Source organism: Actinoallomurus rhizosphaericola, assembly GCF_024055675.1.
Classification (GTDB): domain Bacteria; phylum Actinomycetota; class Actinomycetes; order Streptosporangiales; family Streptosporangiaceae; genus Actinoallomurus; species Actinoallomurus soli.
This window is the reverse complement of record NZ_JAMXMW010000005.1, coordinates 107300-123769: the sequence shown is the minus strand read 5'-3', so window position 1 is coordinate 123769 and position 16470 is coordinate 107300. Positions and strand designations below refer to the sequence as shown.

Genomic DNA, 16470 nt, shown 5'->3' with positions numbered 1-16470 from the left:
GCCCCTGCCGCCCTTACCGAAGACTCCCGAACAAGATCGCCGAGCGTCGTCGCTTACCTGAGACGTAATCGACCGCGTTCCCTCCCGCCGGGAGGATTCATGACGTCGGACCACACGAGACAGATCAAGGAGCGACCCCATGTTCTTCGAGACCGCTGACGGAACCCGCCTGGCCTACGAGGACTACGGCCAGGGCCCGGCGATCGTCTTCGTCGCCAGTTGCATGCTGAGCACCGACATGTGGGAGTACCAGATCCCCTTCTTCGTCGAGCGGGGCTACCGCTGCGTCGCGCTGGACCGGCGGGGCCACGGGCGTTCGGACCGGCCCTCCGGCGGATACGACCTGGACACCAGCGCGGACGACCTGGCCGCGCTGATCGAGCACCTCGACCTGCGGGACGTCACCCTCGTCGGCCACTCCATGGGAGGCGGCGAGATCGCCCGCTACCTCGCCCGGCACGGCGAGGAGCGCGTCGCCCGCGCGGTGTTCATCTCCGCCATGCTGCCGTTCATGAAGCAGACCGAGGACAACCCGGCCGGCATCCCGGAGGCCCTCTTCGAGGCCACGGAGGCGAAGATCCGCGCCGACCGGCCCAAGTGGCTCTCCGACCAGGCCCAGGTCTTCTTCGCCACCCACCTCGGCCCGGCGGTCTCCCCCGCCCTCGTCGACTGGATGATCCGGGAGTGCGAGAAGACCTCGGCGTGGGCGGTGCTGAAGTTCCAGCACGCGTTGTTCCACGCCGACCACCGCGCCGGGCTGCGCGAGATCACCATCCCCACGCTCGTCGTTCACGGCGCGGCGGACTTCTCGGCGCCGGTGGACGTGACCGGCCGCCGTACCGCCGAGATCATCCCGGGCACCGTCTACAAGGAGTACCCGACCGCCGGGCACGGCATCTTCGTCAGCCACCAGGACGAGCTCAACGCCGACCTCCTCGAGTTCATCGGCTTCTCGGCGTGAAGTCCCCGGCCTTCAGGCCGAGGAGGAAACGCCGTTCCCTCCTCGGATTGTCGGTGGTGGTGTTCAGGGTGCGGGCATGCGGTTCCGGCTTGCGCCCACGCCCGCCCAGGAGCAGGCATTGCTGGAGCATTGTTCGCACGCCCGTTATGTGTGGAATCTTGCGGTGGAGCAGCATCGGCATTGGCGGCCGGGCCGGGCGGGTGCGCCGGGTTATGCGGAGCTGTCGCGTCAGTTGACCGAGGCCAGGCGGGCGTTGGCGTGGCTGGGGGCGGGGTCGCAGACGGTGCAGCAGCAGGCGTTGCGGGACTTCGCCCAGGCCCTGAGCAACTTCTTCGCCGGGACTCATCGGCGGCCGACGTGGCGTAAGGCGGGTGTGCATGAGGGGTTCCGGATCGTCGGGCAGCGCGGCAAGGCCTGGGACGTGCGCCGCCTGTCCCGCAAGGTCGGGCAGGTGTGGATTCCGAAGGTCGGCTGGGTGCGGTTCCGCTGGTCCCGGCAGGTGTCCGGCATCGCGAAGTCGTTTCGGGTGAGGCGGGATCGGGCGGGCCGCTGGCACGTTGCGTTCGCGGTGATCCCGCCGCCCGTCGACGGGCCAGGTACCGGACAGGTCGTCGGCATCGACCGCGGCGTGGCCGTCTCGGCGGCCTTGTCCACCGGCGAGCGGCTGTCGGTGCCCGGCCTGCGTGCCACCGAGGCCACACGCATGCGGCGGTTGCAGCGCAGGCTGGCGCGCGCGAAGCGCGGGTCGAATCGCCGCGCCCGGGTCAAGGCCGCGATCGCCCGGGTCAAGGCGCGTGAGAGCGACCGCCGCAACGACTGGGTGGAGCAGACCTCCACTGATCTGGCCCGCCGGTTCGATCTCATCCGGGTCGAGGACCTGAGGATCAAGAACATGGTGCGATCCGCACGCGGCACGACCGCCGCGCCGGGCACGAACGTCCGGGCCAAGGCCGGGCTCAACCGTTCCATCCACGCCGCCGGCTGGGGTCTGCTGGTCACCCGTCTGGAGCAGAAGGCGCCGGGCCGGGTGGAGAAGGTCAATCCCGCGTACACGTCTCAGATCTGTCATGCCTGTGGGCATTGCGTTGCGGAGAGCCGTGAGAGCCAAGCGGTTTTTCGTTGTCGCGCCTGCGGGCATGTCGATCATGCGGATGTGAACGCGGCCAAGAACATCAGAGACATCGCCGTCGGGCGGACGGTGACAGCGCGGGGAGCCCTCCAGCCGTTGGGCGGGGCCGTGAACCGCGAACCTCAACCTGTTCTCTCCTCCGGGTAGGGATCGGGTTGGAATCCCCCGCCTTCAGGCGGGGGAGGACGTCAACAAGGGCTGACGCGCCGCCGGTCAGCGGAAGTCGTCGGCGTGGTCGGCGGCCCACCGGGCGAACGTGCGGCCCGGACGGCCGGTGACCTCCTCGACGGCGGGCGAGACCCAGGCGTTGCCGTCGAGGTGACGGCCCATCTCCAGGAACCACTCGATGACCTGCTCGGGGTACCGGTCCTTCCAGTGCTCGCGCGCCTCGTCGGGGGTCAGCTCGATGAACCGGACCTCGCGGCCGATGGCCTCGCCGATCATCCGTACGGCGTCGCGACGCCGTACGGGTTCGGGACCGGTCGGGACGTCGGTGCGCCCGGCGTGGCCCTCGTCAAGGAGCGCCGCCATGGCGACGGCGGCGATGTCGGCCTCGTGGACCATCGCGCTCGTCCAGTCGCCGAACGGGGCGCGGACGACGCTCTCCGTCCTGATCGAGGCGGTCCACTCGCGGGTGTTGGCCATGAACTCGCCGGGGAAGATGTGCGTCCGTTCGAGGCCGGAAGTCTCGATGGCCCGGTGCAGGACGCGGTGGGGCGCCTCGATGGGATCGTCGTCGTCACGGCTCGGATCGTTGTGGCCGCGCACATTTCTCGCTGACCTGCGGGAATGCGGTCGAGATCCGCAATCTCGGCCGAAAGATTAATTCTGGGTCGTCACCTGGGCACGGGGTGTGGCCGCCGTCTGGGGACCGGTGCGACGTCGCCTCGGCGGCCCGGGCGCAGGGCCGCGTGCCACTGGCCGGGGCCCGGGCCGTGCCAGGCGGCCAGCGCGTCGGCGACCAGGCCGGTCACCGCGGCGTAGACCCCCTTGTGCAGCAGGTCGACGGCGAGTTCGCGGCGTGGCCAGGTCCACGGCGGGGCGCCCACGCCGGTGGCGTTCTCCAGAATCTGGTCGTTGGTCAGGCGGACCACCCCGAACATCGCCGACGCCCAGGGACCGCGCAGCCCGGCCGTGGCCATCACCCCGCGCAGCCCGCCGAGCAGCGCGCCCTGGCCGAGGTGCATGGCGAGGTTGCGCGCGGCCGGCCGCCCCCGGTGGTGCTCCGGCAGGCCCGTCAGGCGTTCGAGGGTCCGCGCCGGGACGTGGGAGTCCGGGCGGCGGGTCCATCGCTGTTCCAGCTTCTCACCGGCCGTCATCGCCAGCGCGCCGACGAGTCCGGCGGCCATTCCTTCGATCGTTGCTCGTGTCCACATGTCCGCGCCCCTACCCGGGCGCGGCGCTCCGTGACCCTCTGTGAGCGCGAGGGCCGTGCTCAGACGTCCACGTCCGCGGCGGCGGCGCGGAGGGCGGCGACGGCGGCGCGGATGGCCGGGCGGCGGGCCGCCTCGGCGCGCCAGATGCCGTACACGTGCCGGTTCAGCGCGGGGCGCACCTGAACGATGCGGACGCCGGGCGGGACGTCGCAGCGGCCCAGGCGCGGCAGGACGGCGCTGCCCAGCCCGGACGCGACGAGCGCGAGCTGCGTGGCGTACTCGTCGGCGGTGTGGCTGATGCGCGGCTCCAGGCCGGCGGTGCGCAGGGTGTGCTCCAGCCAGTCGCGGCAGATCGCGCCGACCGACTGGGCGATCCAAGTCTCCCCGCGCAGGTCGGCCAGGTCGATGACCTTCCGGTCGGCGAGCGGGTGGTCGAAGGGCAGGGCGACGTCCGCGACGTCGTCGAGCAGCGGCGCCTTGACCAGGCCGTCCGGGATGGCGAGCGGCACGTTGAACCAGTCCTGGACGATGCCCAGGTCGATCTCGCCGCGTGCGGCGAGGGGCACGCTGGCGTGCGGCTCCTGTTCGCGCAGCGTCACCGTCAGGCGGGGGTGCTCCTTGGCGAGCAGGCTCAGCGCCCGCGGCATCAGGCCGCGCGCCGCCGTGGGGAACGCCGCGACCGCGAGCTCGCCGACGGCGGCGCCGCGGTGCGCCTCCAGGTCGGACTCCGCGGCCTCGACCATGGCGAGGATGCGCTCGGCGTGCGCGGCGAGGAGGGCGGCGGCGTCCGTGAGGCGGACTCCCCGGCCGTTCCGCTCCAGGAGCTTCTGACCGGTCTCCCGCTCCAGCTTGGCGACCTGCTGGGAGACGGCGGACGTCGTGACGTGGAGGACCTCGGCCGCGGCGCTGACGGAACCGTACGTGGCCACGGCGTTGAGGGCACGGAGCCGCTCCAGATCGAGCATGTAGACATGCTACATGGACGCCTTAAGGAACATTCGCTTGTCCTAAAACGTCATGGCCGGAACGATCGACGTCATGAGACCTCGCGACATCGCGATCGCGGTGATGATCGCCGCGATCTGGGGCTTCAACTTCGTCGTCATCCACGTGGGGCTCGGCGCCCTGCCGCCGCTGCTGTTCGCGGCCCTGCGGTTCCTGGCGGCGGCGGTCCCCGCGGTCCTGTTCGTACGGCGGCCCGCGATCCCGTGGCGGCGGATGACGCTCGTCGGGCTGCCGCTCGGGGTCGGGCAGTTCGGCCTGCTGTTCATCGCGATGCACCTGGGCATGCCGGCCGGGCTGTCGTCGCTCGTGGTGCAGACCCAGGCGCTGTTCACCGCCGCCTTCGCCGTGCCGATGCTCGGCGAGCGCATGCGCCGGGCGCAGGTCGCGGGCATGCTCGTGGCCTTCACCGGGATCGCGGTGATCGCCGTGTCGCTGGGCCAGGGCGGGCCGGTGCTCGCCTTCGCGCTGTGTCTCGGCTCGGGGGGCATGTGGGGGCTGGCCAACATCGGCCTGCGCAAGGCCCAGCCGCCGGACACGTTCGGGTTCATGGTCTGGGTCAGCCTGGTCCCGCCGCTGCCCCTGCTCGCGCTGTCGCTGATCTTCGAGGGGCCGCGCGCGGACCTGCACGCGCTGGCGCACATCTCCGCCGGAGGCCTCGGCGCGCTCGCCTACATCGCGTACCTGTCGACGCTGGTCGGGTACGGCCTGTGGGGCGCGCTGCTGCGCCGGTACGACGCCGGGCAGGTGGCGATCTACTCGCTGCTGGTGCCGCTGTTCGGGGTGTCCTCGGCCGCGCTCCTGCTCGGTGAGCGCGTCACGGTCCCCGACGTCGTCGCCGGCGTCCTCATCGTCGGCGGCGTCGCCCTCGGCGGCGTTCGCCGCCGTCCGCGGCCCGTCCTCTCCCCGGCCGACGCCCCGGCCGCCGCACTCGCCGAGAGGTGACCCCGATGCTCCACGGAATCCACGTTCCGCTCGTCACGCCCTTCGGGCCGGACGGCGCCCTCGACGTCCCCTCGCTCGAACGCCTGGCCCACCACGTCCTGGCCGAGGGCGCTGCGGGGCTGGTCGTGCTCGCCACCACGGGCGAGGCCGCGCTGCTCACCGGCGACGAACGGCGCACCGTCATCGTGACCTGCCGGAAGATCAGCGAACGGTACGGGACGCCGCTCACGGTCGGCGTCGGCACGATCGGCACCGACGAGTCCGTCCGGCAGGCGATCGACCGCGCGGCCGACGCGGACCTGCTGCTCGCGGTCGTGCCGTACTACCTCCGGCCGTCCGACGAGGGCGTCCGCGACCACTTCGCGGCGATCGCCGCGGCGGCCGGGGTGCCGCTGATCCTCTACAACATCCCGTACCGCACGGGAAAGACGCTCCGCGTCGAGACGCTCCTCGACCTGCTCGCCACCCCGTACGTCGCCGGGATCAAGCACTGCGCGGGAGCGATCGACGCGGACACCCTGACCCTGCTGGCCGAGGGACGGGGCGTGCTCGGCGGGGACGACGCGTTCCTGTACCCGCTGCTGCACCTCGGCGCGGCGGGCGGCATCACCGCCTCGGCGAACGTCGCCCCGGCGGCCTTCACGGCGATGGCCGACGCCGTACGGCACGGGGCCGCGTCTCGCGCCCGCGAGCTCCACAACGCGCTGCTGCCCCTGGTGAACGCGCTGTTCGCCGAGCCCTCCCCGAGCGTCATCAAGGCGGTGCTCGCCGAGCGCGGGCTGATCGCCGACGCCACCGTACGGTCGCCGCTGCGGCCGCCGACCGCCGCCTCGCTGACCACGGCGCTCGAACGGCTGCGAACATTGGAATCATGAGGATCGGATTCGGCGCCCCGGTGTCGGGGGCATGGGCCACGCCACGGAACGTCGGTCACTTCGCGGAGCGCGCGGAGGATCTCGGGTACGCGTCGCTGTGGACGTTCCACCGTCTGCTCACCCCGGCCGAGAAGGACGCGCTGGCCCCGGTGTACCGCAGCGTGCTCGACCCGCTCCTCACGCTGACCTACGCCGCCGCCCGCACCTCCCGGATCCGCCTCGGCGTCTCGCTGGTCAACTTCCCGTTCGTCACGCCCGTCTACCTCGCCAAGGAGGCCGCCACCCTGGACGTGCTGTCCAACGGGCGGTTCGACCTCGGGCTGGGCGCCGGCTGGCAGCACGAGGAGTTCGTCGCCAGCGGCACGTCGGAGGAGCGGCGCGGCGCGCGCGCCGAGGAGTTCGTGGCCGCGCTGCGCACGCTGTGGGAGGACGAGGTCAGCGAGTACGACGGCGAGTTCTACACGATCCCGCCGAGCCGTCAGGCGCCCAAGCCCGTGCAGAAGCCGCACCCGCCGGTGCTGCTCGGCGGCGTGGCCGAGGCCGCGCTCAAGCGCGCGGGCCGGATCGCGGAGGGCTGGCTCAGCCGCAGCGCCACCGACCTGTCCCGCATCCACGAGCAGATCGCGATCGTCCGGCAGGCGGCCGAGGACGCCGGGAAGGACCCCGAAGCCGTCCGCGTCGTCGTCCGCGGCGTCGTACGGGCGGGCGAGGAGGCCACCTACGACGCCGGCAAGCGCCTGCGGCTGTCCGGCTCCTACGACCAGATCCGCGAGGACACGGCCTGGCTCGCCGAGCAGGGCGTCACCGAACTGTTCTACGACCTCAACTGGGACCCCCTCGTCGGCAGCCCCGACGCCGAGCCGAAGGCCGCGACCGCCCGCGCCGAAGAGATCATCGAGGCTCTCTCCCCCGACGCCTGACCGCCGATCCGGCGGATCCATCCGAACCACAGGTCAAGCACTCCCCTCGCGCTCCGATGGGCCCGGCGGCCGGCGGGGCGGGCCCGTCACCTGGCGGATGGGATTGTTCGCCATTTGTTTGTCCACGTCGTTCGGGCGATGACGAACAATGACGCGGGTCCTACATCTGGGGTGACCGCTCCCCCCAGAAGGAGGACCCTTCCATGAAACGTCTCCCAGCCCCGGCCATCCGGATCCTCACGGCGAACATGCGGCGCCTCGTCCTCGCGCTGGCGATCGCCATCACGGCCACCATGGCACTGTCCGTCACCGCCGTCTGGACCGTCCCCGCCCACGCCGACGCGCTGCCCGCGGGCACGGCCACGGCGCAGGACGTCTACGACGCGGCAGGCGCGGCGCAGTGGGCGTCCACTCACGCCAACGACGACCCATCCAGCAACGAGTATGGAGACGACGACTGCACCGACTTCGTCTCCAAGGCCATGCATTTCGGAGGCGGCATGCAGTACCGCATGGTGGACGGCCCCGGGCTGTACCGCAGCGACTACTACTGGTTCCCGCGCGGCGTCACCAGCCCCTCCGACAAAGCCTCCTACTCCTGGGCGAGCTCCTCTGACCTGCACGACTTCCTGCAGGTCAGCGGGTTCGCGACCCTCGTCGCCTCAGGCTCGAACGACCTGAACGGCATCGATGTCCACGCCGTGAAACCCGGTGATGTCATCTTCGCGAACTGGAAGGACTCACCGCTCTACCCGGGGACCAGAGGGATCGGCCACGCAGGCATGATCACCGGCAATCCCGGGCAGGCCAGCGGCCTTCAGATCGCCCAGCACAGCCCCAACCACGTCACCACGCTCACGGGCTGGGCCGACTCGGACCACGACTTCGACTGGTGGATCTACTCCATCAAGCTCACGACGCCGCCGGACCACCATCCGGACGTCAACCTCAACGGTGTCTGAGGGATAACGACCGGGAAGTGGTGGACGGGACCAGAGAAGCGTCCCGTCCGCCGCCTCCTGGGTGACGGCCCTTGCGCGACGACCGAACGGCCCATGGCGGAAGCGGGCTTGCCGGCGGGGGTCGGTGAGGGTGGTCGGGAGTGTCCGACCGAACGGCTATCGGGTGAGCTGCTCGCGGAGGACGGCCTCAGAAGCTGAGCGGTTCGCGGCCGATCAGGTCGGCCAGAGTGGGCCCGACGCCTGACCGGCCTCCGGACTGGATCATTCGCATTAACCGAATATGAGTTCGGCTAATGCGAACAGAGACGTCACCCGGCGCCTCGTGGGCCGGATCTTCTTTTTTCCGCGGGCGTTCCGGCGCCCAGACCGGGCGGCCCGGCAGCGCCGAGACTTTCCGCTGCGATGGCGACGAAAAGTCTCGGCGCCGGCGAACGTGCCGGGTCGTTGGCTATGCGGCTTCGGCGGCGGCTCTCGCCGCATGCGGGAGGGCCTCGGTGATGCGCTCCAGGGCCGTGTCGTCGTGGGCGGCGGACAGGAACCACGCCTCGTACGCCGACGGGGGCAGGTAGACGCCGTGGTCCAGGGCCGTGTGGAAGAACGCCGCGTACTTGCGGGTGTTCTGCCGCTGGGCCTGCTCGAAGTCCAGCACCGCCTCGTCGGCGAAGAAGATGGAGAACAGGTTGCCCGCCGTCTGCAGCCGGTGCGGGACGCCCTCCTTGGCCAGCGCCTCCGTGGCGGCCTGGGCGACGACGCTCGCGGCGCGGTCGATCCGCGCGTACACCTCGTCGGTGGCGGCGCGGAGGGTGGCCAGGCCGGCGGCGGTGGCCAGGGGGTTACCGGACAGGGTGCCCGCCTGGTACACCGGGCCCGCCGGGGCGAGGTGGTCCATGATGTCGGCGCGGCCGCCGAACGCCGCCGCGGGCAGGCCGCCGCCCATCACCTTGCCGAAGGTGTACAGGTCGCCGGCGACGCCCTCCAGGCCGTACCAGCCGGAGCGGGAGACGCGGAAGCCGGTCAGCACCTCGTCGATGATGAGCAGGGCGCCGTGACGCTCGCAGACGCGCTTCAGCGCGGCGTTGAAGTCCTGGGTCGGCGGGACGATGCCCATGTTGGCCGGGCACGCCTCGGTGATGACGCAGGCGATCTCGTGGCCGTACTCGCCGAACGTCTCCTCGACGGCGGCGATGTCGTTGTAGCGGAGCACGATCGTGTCGGCGGTGGCCGTGCCCGTGACGCCCGGCGAGTCGGGCAGGCCGAAGGTCGCGACGCCCGACCCGGCGGCGGCCAGCAGCGCGTCGGAGTGGCCGTGGTAGCAACCGGCGAACTTCACGATCTTCGAGCGCTCGGTGAAACCGCGCGCCAGCCGGATCGCCGACATGGTGGCCTCGGTGCCGGAGCTGACCAGGCGGACCTTGTCGATCGGCGTGCGCTCGACCATCTCCTCGGCCAGGAGGACCTCGCCCTCGGTCGGCGCGCCGTACGAGGTGCCGCGCTCGATGGCGTGGTGCACGGCCTCGACGACCTGCGGGTGCGCGTGCCCGAGGATCATCGGGCCCCACGAGCAGATCAGGTCGACGTACTCGTTGCCGTCGGCGTCGACGAGGTACGGGCCACGGGCCGAGGCCATGAACCGCGGGGTGCCGCCCACGGCCCCGAAGGCGCGCACCGGGGAATTCACCCCGCCCGGGATGACGGCGCCCGCCCGGTCGAAGAGTTCTTCGGAACGATTCGTGGAAGTCACCCCACGAGTCTCCCAGACGTCATTCGGCGTCGTCGGCCAGGATCTCCAGTAGCCGCACCGGGTCCGGCAGCGGCACGCCGTGCGGCTCCCTGACCCAGGTCACCGCGCGGTCGAACGGCAGCATCGACGGCGGCGCGACGACGTAGCTGTCCCGGCAGTGCCAGCGAATACCGGGGTTGTCGGCGATCGTCTCCGGGACGGTGTCGAGCTGGGAGGACCACCACTCGTCCTCGTCGACGGGCGCGCCGCGGGTGGCGACGAAGAACAGGTAGCGCTCGTCGCCGTGCGCGGCCACCGGGCCGACCTGGACGCCGTCGCGCTCCATCCGCTCCAGGGCCGCGCGGCCCACCTCGGCCGGCACGTCGAAGACGTCGAAGACCCGCCCGGTCGGCAGGACGATGTTGGCGTCCGGGTCTTCCGCCCACCAGCGTCCCAGGGTGTCGGCGTCGACCGTGGCCTGCCGCTGCCACACCTGGGACCGGGGATGCGCCGCGGGCGACGGGCAGCCGATCCGGTCGCAGGAACACGCCCGCGTGCCGTCGGTCGCCGGATGTTCGCCCGGATAACAGGGCCAGCCCAGGGCGGCGTACTCCTGTACGGCGGCCGCCATGCGCTCGCGCCTGGCCGACTCGCCCGTCTGGCGGCGGCGCGCCGACCGGTTCGTTCGCTTCGCTGTTACGTCCAGCATCCTGCTCCCCCTCCGCTCCTCTTTCGATGATGGCGCGCCGCTCTTTCCCGAGTTGCGGGAACCCCTGAATAGCGGCGAAGCCGTGACCTGCTAGGGCGGGAGGAGCGAGCCGCCGGAGCGAGTGGAGTGAGCGGCCGAGGGACGAGGTCGCTCGCGGAGCGAGTGAGGCGCGCGAGCGACCCGTGAGCGCAGCGAAGCCGCCGGAGCGAGTGGAGTGAGCGGCCGAGGGACGAGGTCGCTCGCGGAGCGAGTGAGGCCCGCGAGCGACCCGACAGCGCAGCCCAGGTCAGGCGCGCAGGGAGCGGGCCACCTCGGTGGCCCAGTAGGTGAGGACGATGTCGGCGCCCGCGCGGCGGACGGAGAGCAGCGTCTCCATGATGATCCGCTCGCGGTCGATCCAGCCCTGCGCGGCGGCGGCCTCGACCATGGCGTACTCGCCGCTGACCTGGTAGGCGGCGACCGGGACGTGCACCGCGTCGCGCACCCGCCGGACGATGTCGAGGTAGGTGAGCGCGGGCTTGACCATGACGAAGTCGGCGCCCTCGTCCAGGTCCAGCAGCGCCTCCCGCATCGACTCCTCGGCGTTGGCCGGGTCCTGCTGGTACGCGGACCGGTCGCCGAACTGCGGGGCGCACTCGGCGGCGTCGCGGAACGGGCCGTAGAACGCCGAGGCGTACTTCACGGCGTACGCCATGATCGCGACGTTGCCGTAGCCGGCCTGGTCGAGGGCGGTACGGATCGCGGCGACCTGGCCGTCCATCATGCCGCTCGGGGCGACGACGTCGACGCCGGCCGCGGCCTGGGCGACGGCGATGGAGGCGTAGCGCTCCAGGGTGGCGTCGTTGTCGACCTCACCGGAGGGCGTGAGGATGCCGCAGTGCCCGTGGTCGGTGTACTCGTCCAGGCACAGGTCGGCGATGAGCACCGTGGAGTCGCCGAGCTCGGCGGACAGGTCGCGCAGGCCCTTCTGGACGATGCCGGCCGGGTCGTCGGCGGCCGAGCCGCGGCCGTCCTTGACCGCCGGGATCCCGAACAGGATCAGCCCGCCGACGCCGGCCTCCACCGCGTCGTGCGCGGCCTTGCGCAGCGAGTCCCGGGTGTGCTGCATGACGCCGGGCATCGACGCGATCGGCTGCGGCTCGGTGATGCCCTCCTTCACGAACAGCGGCAGCACCAGGTCGCTCGGGTGCAGCCGGGTCTCGGCGACCATCCGCCGCAGCGCGGGGGTGCGGCGGAGCCGCCGGGGACGTACGACGGGGAACTGCGCGGTCACGAGGGCCTTCTTTCAGACGATCACTTGCGCCGGCGCGCGCCGCGGCGCATCTCACTCGGCTTGCGGAGGGGGTCTCCGGCCTCGACCTGGGCGGCCCGCCGCTTCGCACCGTACTCCGCGAGGGCCTCGGCGAGGGCGCTGACGGACGGTTTGTCCGCCATCACGTCGACGCGCAGGCCGTACTCCTCCGCCGTGCGCGCGGTCTGCGGGCCGATGCACGCGATGACCGTGACGTTGTGCGGCTTGCCGGCGATCCCGATGAGGTTGCGGACCGTCGAGGAGGAGGTGAACAGCACGGCGTCGAAGCCGCCGCCCTTGATCGCCTCGCGGATCGGCGCCGGCGGCGGCGCCGCGCGTACGGTCCGGTAGGCGGTCACGTCGTCGCATTCCCAGCCCAGCTCGGTGAGCCCGGCGACGAGGGTCTCGGTGGCGATGTCGGCGCGCGGCAGGAGCACCCGGTTGATCGGGTCGAGGTCCTTGTCGTACGGCGGCCAGACCTCGACGAGCCCCTCGGAGGACTGCTGCCCCTTCGGCATGAGGTCGGGCTTGACGCCGAACTCCACGAGCGCGGCGGCGGTCTGGTCGCCCACGGCCGCGACCTTCAGGCCGGCGAACGCGCGGGCGTCCAGGCCGTACTGCTCGAACCGCTCGCGTACGGCGCGCACGGCGTTGGTCGAGGTGAAGACCACCCACTCGTAGCGGCCGGTCACGAGACCCCGAACGGCACGTTCCATCTGCTGCGGCGTGCGCGGCGGCTCCACCGAGATCGTGGGCACCTCGTCGGGCACGGCACCGTACGAGCGGAGCTGGTCCGACAGCGACGCGGCCTGCTCCTTCGTGCGGGGCACCAGCACCCGCCAGCCGAACAGCGGCTTGGTCTCGAACCACGACAGCTTGTCGCGCCAGCGGACGACGTCGCCGACGACCAGCAGCGCCGGGGACTCCAGGTGCTTGGTGTCGGAGGCGACCTTGGCCAGCGTGGAGTCGACGGTGTACTGCTCGGTGGTCGTGCCCATCGAGGTGACCGCCACCGGCGTCGTGTCGGACCGCCCGGCGGCCATCAGGCCCTTGGCGACCTCGCCGATGGTGTTCTCGACGCCGAGGATCACGAGGGTGGCCGCGCCCGCGTGGGCGGTCCAGTCGATCCCGCCCTCCTGGGCGTCGACGATCGTCACCTCGCGGTGCTTGCCGTCCGTCAGCGGAATGCCCGCGTAGCCGGGCACGCCGATGACCGACGAGACGCCGGGGACGATCTCGAACGGGATCTTGGCCTTGGCGCAGGCCTTCGCGTCCTCGGCCACGGCGCAGCCCACACCGGGGTCGCCGGCGAAGACCCGCGCGACGACCTTGCCCGGCCGGGCCAGGCTCGCGAGGTTCACGCCCGCCGGGCCGATCACCTCGGCGGCGGGGTTGAAGTGCGGCTCGTACGGCGGCGCCAGGGTCTCGTGGACCACGATGACGTCGGCCGCGCCGAGGATCCTGGCCGCCCGGAGCGTCAGCAGCTCCGGGTCGCCCGGGCCGACGCCGACGAAGGCGACCCGGCCCTGCCGTGCGGCGGACGTCGTCTCGTCCGTCATCGTGGGGGCCTCGCCCTCGTCATGTGCGGCCTTTTTGCTCGCGGGGCTCAAGATGTGCTCTCCCCCATCAACTGGTCGGCCCCCTCCGCCAGCATCCTGAGCGCGAGATCACGCCCGAGACGCTCGGAATCATCCGGGGAGCCGCTTACCGACAACCGAATCTGCCGTTCACCGTCATACCCGACAACGACTCCGGTCAGATGCACGATTTGCTCTTCCCATGCAGCGTATGCGCCCACGGGAGCCGAGCAGCCCGCTTCCAGCGTGGCCAGAAGCGTCCGCTCGGCCGTAACAGCCGCCCTGGTCGGGGCGTGGTCGAGGGTGGCGAGGAGCTCGATGAGATCCTCGCGGTCGGCCCGGCACTCCACCGCCAGCGCGCCCTGGCCCGGCGCGGGCAGCATCTGGTCGGACTCGAAGATCTCCGAGACGGCCTCCAGGCGGCCGATCCGGTTCAGCCCCGCGTACGCCAGCACGACGGCGTCCACCTCGCCCTCGGTGACCTTCCGCAGGCGCGTGTCGGCGTTGCCGCGGATCGGCACGACGTCGAGATCATGCCGCATCGCCCGCAGCTGCGCGACACGGCGCGGCGAGCCGGTGCCGACCCGGGCGCCGGACCGCAGGTCGGCCAGCTTGGCCGGGCCGCACAGGGCGTCGCGGGGGTCGTCGCGGTGCGGGACGGCGGCGAGGGCGATGCCCTCGGCCGGTCCGGTGGGCAGATCCTTCAGCGAGTGGACGGCGAAGTCGATCTCCCCGGAGAGGAGCCGCTCGCGCAGCCCGTTGACGAACACGCCGGTGCCGCCGATCTGGGCCAGCTGCGCCTTGGAGACGTCGCCCTCGGTGGTCACGCCGACGAGCTCGACCGGCCGGCCGGTACGCGCGGTCAGCGCGTCGGCCACCAGACCGGACTGCGTCATGGCCATCAGGCTGCGGCGGGTGCCGAGCTTAAGAGTCACTGGACGTCCTCCGCCCGGATGACCGCCTCCGGGGCCTTGGGGTCGAGGTCGAAGAGTTCGCGCAGCGCGTCGGCGTACGCGTCGCCGCCAGGGGAGGCCGCAAGCTCCTTCACGCGCACGGTCGGGGCGTGCAGCAGCTTGTCGACCACGCGGCGTACGGTCTGGGCGATCTCCGCCCGTGACCTGTCGTCGAGTTCGGGCAGGCGGCCGCCGAGCCGGCCGAGCTCGGCCTCGACGACCTCCGCGGCCTTGCTCCGCAGCGCGACCACGGTGGGGGCGACCGTCGCGGCGACGAGGCCGAGCTGGAAGGCCTTGACCTCCTCGCACACGATCCGCCGGACGGCGTCGGTGTCGGCCTCGGCGGGCGCGTCGTCGGCGGCGCTGAGGTCGTCCAGGCCCACGAGGGTGACGCCGGGCAGGTCGCGGACGGCGCGGTCGACGTCGTGCGGCAGGGCGAGGTCGAGCAGGAAGACCGGGCCCCGGACCATGTCCGGGGTGATCACGAGGCCGGTGGCCCCCGTGCACGAGACGACGATGTCCGCCTCGGCGAGGGCCTCCCGCAGGTTCTCCAGGCGGATCGCCCGCGCAGGGGCGTCGGTGGCCTCGGCCAGGCGCTGGCCGCGCTCGTACGTGCGGTTGGCGATGATGATCTCGCCGATGCCCTCGCGGGCGAGGGTCGCGGCGGCGAGCGAGCTCATCGAACCGGCGCCCACCACGAGCGCGCGCCGGCCCTCCAGGGAGCCGGCGCGGCCGAGACCGACGCTGACGAGTGAGGCGCCCGCCCGGTCGATGCCGGTCTCGTTCCGCGCCCGCTTGCCGACGCGCAGCGCCTGCTGGATCGCCTCGTTCAGCGCCCGGTCGACGGTGCCGTACTTCTGGGCGAGCTTGAGGGCGGTACGGAGCTGGCCGGCGATCTGGCCCTCGCCGACGACCATCGAGTCCAGGCCGCAGGCGACCGAGAAGACGTGCTGGACCGCGCGTTCCTCGTAGTGGACGTACAGGTGCCGGGACAGCTCGCCCAGCGGCACCTCCGAGTGCCGGGACAGCAGCTCGGAGATCGCCGAGACGCCGGCGTGGAACTTGTCGACGTCGGCGTACACCTCGATGCGGTTGCAGGTGGAGACGACGACGACCCCGCTGACATTGGGGGAACCGTGGACGTCGTGCAGCAGCTTCACCAAACGCTCTCCGGTGACCGCGGTGCGCTCCAGAAGAGCGACCGGGGCGCTGCGATGGCTCAGCCCGACCACGAGAATGCTCACTGGTGCTCCCGTCCCTCACCCGACGGCCCCGAGCGGCGGGACGGCGGTGTCGCCACGTCCGCGCTGCTCATGAGCCGTCCACCGCTTCGAGATACTCCTGCTCCACACCGGCGGGGCCGCCGGCCTTGCGCTGTTCGTGGAACGCGAGGATCTGAAGCTCGATCGACAAGTCGACCTTACGCACATCCACCCCGTCTGGCACAGTCAGGACGACAGGGGCGAAATTCAAGATGCTCGTCACGCCGCTCGCCACCACGCGGTCGCAGACCGGCTGGGCGGCCGAGGCGGGCACGGCCAGGACCGCGATGGAGATCCCGCAGTCCGCGATCACCTGCTCCAGCTTGTCGATGTGCTCGACGGTCAGGCCGTTGATGCGCTCCCCGACGATGGCCGGGTCGGCGTCGAGCAGGGCGGACATCCGGAACCCGCGCGAGGCGAACCCGCCGTACCCCGCGAGGGCGCGGCCGAGGTTACCGAGTCCGACGATGGCGACCGACCAGTCCTGGGTGAGGCCGAGCTCGCGGGAGATCTGGTAGACGAGGTACTGCACCTCGTATCCGACGCCCCGGGTGCCGTAGGACCCGAGGTGGGACAGGTCCTTGCGGAGTTTGGCCGAGTTGACGCCCGCCGCGGCGGCGAGCTCCTCCGACGAGACGGTGACGATGCCGCGTTCGGCGAGCGTGTGCAAGGCGCGGAGGTAGACCGGCAGCCTGGCGACGGTCGCCTCGGGGATGCCTCGGTTCCGCGCACCGAGGGTGGATCGACGGGTCACAAGCCTGCTCTTCGGGACTCGACTCGCGGCCGGT

16 protein-coding genes are annotated in these 16470 nt (G+C 71.8%); 6 read left to right on the top strand and 10 right to left on the bottom strand.

Annotated elements, in window-relative coordinates; translation table 11 throughout:
- Window positions 1–139: 139 nt before the first annotated feature.
- Window positions 140–961 carry an alpha/beta fold hydrolase gene (locus tag NE234_RS14085; protein WP_252779427.1) on the top strand — a complete coding sequence of 274 codons (822 nt, stop codon included), beginning with the start codon at window positions 140–142 and terminating at the stop codon, window positions 959–961.
- Window positions 962–1037: 76 nt separating this feature from the next.
- Entirely contained in the window at window positions 1038–2237 is a 1200-nt protein-coding gene (locus tag NE234_RS14080) for an RNA-guided endonuclease InsQ/TnpB family protein (protein ID WP_252779426.1), read from the top strand.
- Window positions 2238–2303: 66 nt separating this feature from the next.
- On the opposite strand, the gene NE234_RS14075 is transcribed toward NE234_RS14080, so the two are convergent.
- From NE234_RS14075 to NE234_RS14065, 3 genes are all read right to left on the bottom strand, one after another.
- The gene (locus NE234_RS14075) at window positions 2304–2858 is read right to left on the bottom strand and encodes a Rossmann-fold NAD(P)-binding domain-containing protein (protein WP_252779425.1); all 555 of its coding nucleotides are present in this window, start codon (window positions 2856–2858) and stop codon (window positions 2304–2306) included.
- 68 nt (window positions 2859–2926) lie between these two features.
- Window positions 2927–3439 carry a hypothetical protein gene (locus NE234_RS14070; protein WP_252779424.1) on the bottom strand — a complete coding sequence of 171 codons (513 nt, stop codon included), beginning with the start codon at window positions 3437–3439 and terminating at the stop codon, window positions 2927–2929.
- Between the two features lie 86 nt (window positions 3440–3525).
- On the bottom strand, window positions 3526–4431 hold the full coding sequence (locus NE234_RS14065; protein WP_252779423.1) for a LysR family transcriptional regulator: 906 nt from the start codon (window positions 4429–4431) through the stop codon (window positions 3526–3528).
- A gap of 73 nt (window positions 4432–4504) precedes the next feature.
- On the opposite strand from NE234_RS14065, the gene NE234_RS14060 reads away from it, so the two are divergent.
- From NE234_RS14060 to NE234_RS14045, 4 genes are all read left to right on the top strand, one after another.
- Window positions 4505–5413 (top strand): EamA family transporter, encoded by a 909-nt coding sequence (locus NE234_RS14060; protein WP_252779422.1) that lies wholly within the window; start codon window positions 4505–4507, stop codon window positions 5411–5413.
- Window positions 5414–5418: 5 nt separating this feature from the next.
- Entirely contained in the window at window positions 5419–6288 is an 870-nt protein-coding gene (locus tag NE234_RS14055; protein ID WP_252779421.1) for a dihydrodipicolinate synthase family protein, read from the top strand.
- Window positions 6285–7208, top strand: coding sequence for a TIGR03619 family F420-dependent LLM class oxidoreductase (locus NE234_RS14050; protein ID WP_252779420.1), 924 nt, complete (start codon window positions 6285–6287; stop codon window positions 7206–7208). Before NE234_RS14055 ends, NE234_RS14050 begins: the two co-directional genes overlap by 4 nt.
- Before the next feature lie 203 nt (window positions 7209–7411).
- On the top strand, window positions 7412–8170 hold the full coding sequence (locus NE234_RS14045; RefSeq protein ID WP_252779419.1) for an amidase domain-containing protein: 759 nt from the start codon (window positions 7412–7414) through the stop codon (window positions 8168–8170).
- A 448-nt stretch (window positions 8171–8618) separates the two neighbouring features.
- On the opposite strand, the gene hemL is transcribed toward NE234_RS14045, so the two are convergent.
- The 7 genes from hemL to NE234_RS14010 form a co-directional block, all read right to left on the bottom strand.
- A complete protein-coding gene (hemL, locus tag NE234_RS14040) occupies window positions 8619–9911 on the bottom strand; it encodes a glutamate-1-semialdehyde 2,1-aminomutase (RefSeq protein WP_252779418.1) in 1293 nt (430 codons plus the stop codon).
- Between the two features lie 19 nt (window positions 9912–9930).
- Entirely contained in the window at window positions 9931–10599 is a 669-nt protein-coding gene (locus tag NE234_RS14035; RefSeq protein WP_252779417.1) for a bifunctional DNA primase/polymerase, read from the bottom strand.
- A gap of 286 nt (window positions 10600–10885) precedes the next feature.
- Window positions 10886–11872, bottom strand: coding sequence for a porphobilinogen synthase (hemB, locus tag NE234_RS14030; protein ID WP_252779416.1), 987 nt, complete (start codon window positions 11870–11872; stop codon window positions 10886–10888).
- A 20-nt stretch (window positions 11873–11892) separates the two neighbouring features.
- A complete protein-coding gene (locus NE234_RS14025) occupies window positions 11893–13449 on the bottom strand; it encodes a bifunctional uroporphyrinogen-III C-methyltransferase/uroporphyrinogen-III synthase (protein ID WP_252780974.1) in 1557 nt (518 codons plus the stop codon).
- A gap of 47 nt (window positions 13450–13496) precedes the next feature.
- Window positions 13497–14369 carry a hydroxymethylbilane synthase gene (gene hemC / locus NE234_RS14020; RefSeq protein ID WP_252780973.1) on the bottom strand — a complete coding sequence of 291 codons (873 nt, stop codon included), beginning with the start codon at window positions 14367–14369 and terminating at the stop codon, window positions 13497–13499.
- A gap of 29 nt (window positions 14370–14398) precedes the next feature.
- Complete coding sequence (locus NE234_RS14015) at window positions 14399–15664, bottom strand: glutamyl-tRNA reductase (RefSeq protein WP_252779415.1); 1266 nt, start codon at window positions 15662–15664, stop codon at window positions 14399–14401.
- A 67-nt stretch (window positions 15665–15731) separates the two neighbouring features.
- Window positions 15732–16436: a redox-sensing transcriptional repressor Rex gene (locus NE234_RS14010; RefSeq protein ID WP_252779414.1), complete on the bottom strand. Its 705-nt coding sequence runs from the start codon at window positions 16434–16436 to the stop codon at window positions 15732–15734.
- Window positions 16437–16470: the final 34 nt, after the last annotated feature.

Coding starts and splice junctions, on each gene's coding strand:
- NE234_RS14085 (WP_252779427.1), top strand. CDS start 140: ATGTTCTTCGAGACCGCTGACGGAACCCGCCTGGCCTACGAGGACTAC.
- NE234_RS14080 (WP_252779426.1), top strand. CDS start 1,038: ATGCGGTTCCGGCTTGCGCCCACGCCCGCCCAGGAGCAGGCATTGCTG.
- NE234_RS14070 (WP_252779424.1), bottom strand. CDS start 3,439: ATGGCCGCCGGACTCGTCGGCGCGCTGGCGATGACGGCCGGTGAGAAG.
- NE234_RS14065 (WP_252779423.1), bottom strand. CDS start 4,431: ATGCTCGATCTGGAGCGGCTCCGTGCCCTCAACGCCGTGGCCACGTAC.
- NE234_RS14060 (WP_252779422.1), top strand. CDS start 4,505: ATGAGACCTCGCGACATCGCGATCGCGGTGATGATCGCCGCGATCTGG.
- NE234_RS14055 (WP_252779421.1), top strand. CDS start 5,419: ATGCTCCACGGAATCCACGTTCCGCTCGTCACGCCCTTCGGGCCGGAC.
- NE234_RS14050 (WP_252779420.1), top strand. CDS start 6,285: ATGAGGATCGGATTCGGCGCCCCGGTGTCGGGGGCATGGGCCACGCCA.
- NE234_RS14045 (WP_252779419.1), top strand. CDS start 7,412: ATGAAACGTCTCCCAGCCCCGGCCATCCGGATCCTCACGGCGAACATG.
- NE234_RS14035 (WP_252779417.1), bottom strand. CDS start 10,599: ATGCTGGACGTAACAGCGAAGCGAACGAACCGGTCGGCGCGCCGCCGC.
- NE234_RS14025 (WP_252780974.1), bottom strand. CDS start 13,449: ATGACGGACGAGACGACGTCCGCCGCACGGCAGGGCCGGGTCGCCTTC.
- hemC (WP_252780973.1), bottom strand. CDS start 14,369: ATGGCCATGACGCAGTCCGGTCTGGTGGCCGACGCGCTGACCGCGCGT.